This window comes from Maritalea sp. (assembly GCF_051251695.1).
Lineage (GTDB): Bacteria > Pseudomonadota > Alphaproteobacteria > Rhizobiales > Devosiaceae > Maritalea.
The window spans coordinates 1-2,996 of record NZ_JBPOEU010000075.1 but is presented as its reverse complement, the minus strand read 5'-3'; the positions used below and the strand labels follow the sequence as shown (position 1 = coordinate 2,996).

Below are 2,996 nucleotides of genomic sequence, written 5' to 3'. Positions count from 1 at the left end.
GCTCAGCCCTTTTGGAAGCACCAATCCCCGACACAAAAGAAGCTTATTCTCTCCGTCAGTTTCTGATCGAAGCAGATAATCTACAAGATGAGACTTACCGGGCATATGTTCAGGCACTTCCAAAAGAGTTCAAAAAATTTCCGGAAGCTATCAGTACCGAAAAGCGCCGGATTCTGATCGAAGAGCAACGTATCACGTTCGATGCTGGGAACTTGGCCGCACTTGAGGGCGAAGTCGATCTTCAGACGGCATTTGTCGCTGAGAACATAGCCTCGTATCTTCAGGACCCCAGTGCTTTCTCGATCGACGACGACTTCCGTGAAAGGTTGCTTGGCGCCGATGTCTCTGATGATGAGAAACGCGCGATTATCGAATTGATGGATCTAAGCTTGCTTCCCAGCCTTCCCAAGCGAGCCGGTATTGTCGGGCCGATCCTTTTGGAAACAAGTTCCGCCTTACCCGTTTTTTCTGCTGATATCGTCAAAGCAATTATCGTAAACGCTGAGCCAGTCAGCACGCAGATCCAGTTGCTCAACCTTCTCCACGAAACGCTCGACAAGTCCGAGGTTCGTGAGGTCTTGGCGCAGCTTCCTCAACCATATTCCAGTATCCAGACTGGATATGCGCGTCCTACGCTCAAGAGGACCAATCAAAACAGCGAACTTGTCGGTTGGCTTGATGACCGCGACATAATTTCCTCGGTGGGAAAACCATTCTGGTCCAACGATATCATGGTACATTTGAAGCGCTCATAGGGTGGTCACCTATACCTCCCATGGTGCCATGCGCGCCCCTTTTTTGGCATGTGACTTCGCGTGCTATGAACATGTCCATTCAAGCGATTTGAGGTGTTTGCCTCAGATGTGGCTTTTCCGATTGAATGTCGGCTATCACAACGTTGAGAATATAGCCTCGACCTTGCAGCGAATGACCGGTTTCCGCCCTCAACATCTAAAGCTATCTCTTTCCAATTGCTTTCTAACGCCAGCAGAAAGCTAGTTGGGCAGGGCCCAAAGGCATTGCCACACGTCCGTAGGCATCCATCTAGGGGCTTTATGCCCCATACGCCCGCACCCCCACCCAACAGCCAACACAGTGCCCCCATGCATCTATTTGCCCGGGCCTGTTTAGTAGGGGAAAAAGGATGAAAGCCATATAAGTAGTATAGGGTATGTAGGCAAAATTACTGACCGCCGTAGCAACGCAAAAAAAGGGCGACCCAAACCTGCCAACAGCGGTCGCCAATATCAGCAGGAACGACTGAGCGCTCGTTGGAGATGATCATGAAAATCATATGATTTTTGAGCCCAACAAAACCAATGGGGGCGTAAGCCCCAACCTGGGCAACCAGGAAATGTAACTTGTAACAGTAACTTTGGTCGAATAGCAGCAATATAAAAAGGGGGTAGTAAGTCCCCCCAGTGGTGGCGCGCAAAAGGTTGGCAAAATGCGTGGGTAACGGTGCTGGTTACCCACGCGTCGGAATTACCTAAAATGGCGTTTTTGTGCCGGACTCGTCCAAGACGTAGAGGCCCACACCAGAACCGATATTTTCCGCTATTTCCTCTCGCTTTCTTTGGGTTTCATTGCCGCGTGCAAAGCCCTTCCTTGGCCGCTTATCTTTGCCATTTGCGTCGTGCAGCCGGAATGTTCCGTACTCCCAACCAATATTCTCCATCGCAGTCTTGATACGTCGAAAGTCGTTGTGAGATCTCCGTGTCGATTGGAGTCCTAGAAGGAGTTTCAAACTGTCCATAGACACCTTTCCAACACGACCCTCTAGGAAATCGGTAAGTACGTTAGCAAAATCATCTTCCACCATCCGACCAGTTTGCAACTCTCTTGCCGCGTCCCACAGGTGTTCTGACAAAACGATGGACCCACCCTCTTTTTCCCGAACCACGGCTTCGGCCCAAAGCTGATTGACATCTGCAGCGAAGCCAACCAGGTCAATTTCTGCTACCTCGACAGGCCATATCCTCCTATTTCCTGTTAGGTCACGAAGATAGGCAACTTCGTTGGTTGTGCCCAAGATGATGCAGTGACGACGGTATTCGTTCGAGTCTCGTCCATAGGCCCGCCGATAGGTGTCGGTCGGTGTACTCAGAAATTTTTTCAGGTTTTGACTGGTTGTCTTGTTCAAACCATCCAATTCCTGACATTCGACAATCCACGCTCGCGCCAGCATCTCGGCTTTGGTTTTGTCATCGCTTTTCAGATCAAGGCTTCCACAGAACCATTCACTGCGAACCGCCAACAACGCTGCCATTTGTGATTTACCAGCGCCTTGAGAACCTTCGAGAACCAACATGGTGTCGAACTTGACACCCGGTTGTTTGATCCGCCGAACACCAGCTACCAGTAGCTTGCTGCCGAATTCACCGTTTAGCTCTGTATCTTCTGCATTGCAGTAGTTCGCGAGCCAATGATCGATGCGCGGAGTGCCGTCCCAGTCTAAACCATCCAGATAGTCGATCACGGGGTGGTAGGGATGTTCATGGGCAATGGCCAACAGTTCTCTTTTAATGGCGGCTGGACCAGCCACAAACTTCAGTTCCCGACTAAACACGCTGCACAGAATGTCCGCGATTTCGTTCAAGTCACGCCCATCAAGTTGATATCCGGTTACTTCATCAGCTTGTGTGAATCTGTTCCGTTGTGCGTCCACGCCGATTTGGCCGAACGCATATCTGATGTTCTCAGGAAGGTTGGAGACAGGAAAACCCTCCTCGTTCACAACGGGCCAACCACCGCGACTCAACTCAAGAACAGTAAGCCCGCGTTCCACCTGACGACGGCCGTATTTCAGCGGGCTAGGATTATCCAGAACGTGCCCGCTAATGCCGAGGTCGGGGTGAGTTATGATCGACAGGACATGACCCGGCTCAACATCTTTTCCCAGAAGCCAGAGAACCGAAGCGAAAACCAATTCCGAGCGCGAACCGTAATTCTTGTCTGGTGGGTTCTTGCCTGAAATGATCACTTCAGACCACACT

1 protein-coding gene and 1 pseudogene are annotated in these 2,996 nt (G+C 50.7%); one reads left to right on the top strand and one right to left on the bottom strand.

Translation table 11 applies throughout. The features are described 5' to 3' along the window. A pseudogene (locus ACSHWX_RS18040) lies at nucleotides 1-755 on the top strand (ATP-binding protein); the annotation flags it as partial. Nucleotides 756-1,489: 734 nt separating this feature from the next. Here the strand turns inward: ACSHWX_RS18040 and ACSHWX_RS18035 are convergent. After that, on the bottom strand, nucleotides 1,490-2,996 hold a 1,507-nt coding region (locus ACSHWX_RS18035), incomplete at its 5' end, for a VapE domain-containing protein (RefSeq protein WP_435669596.1).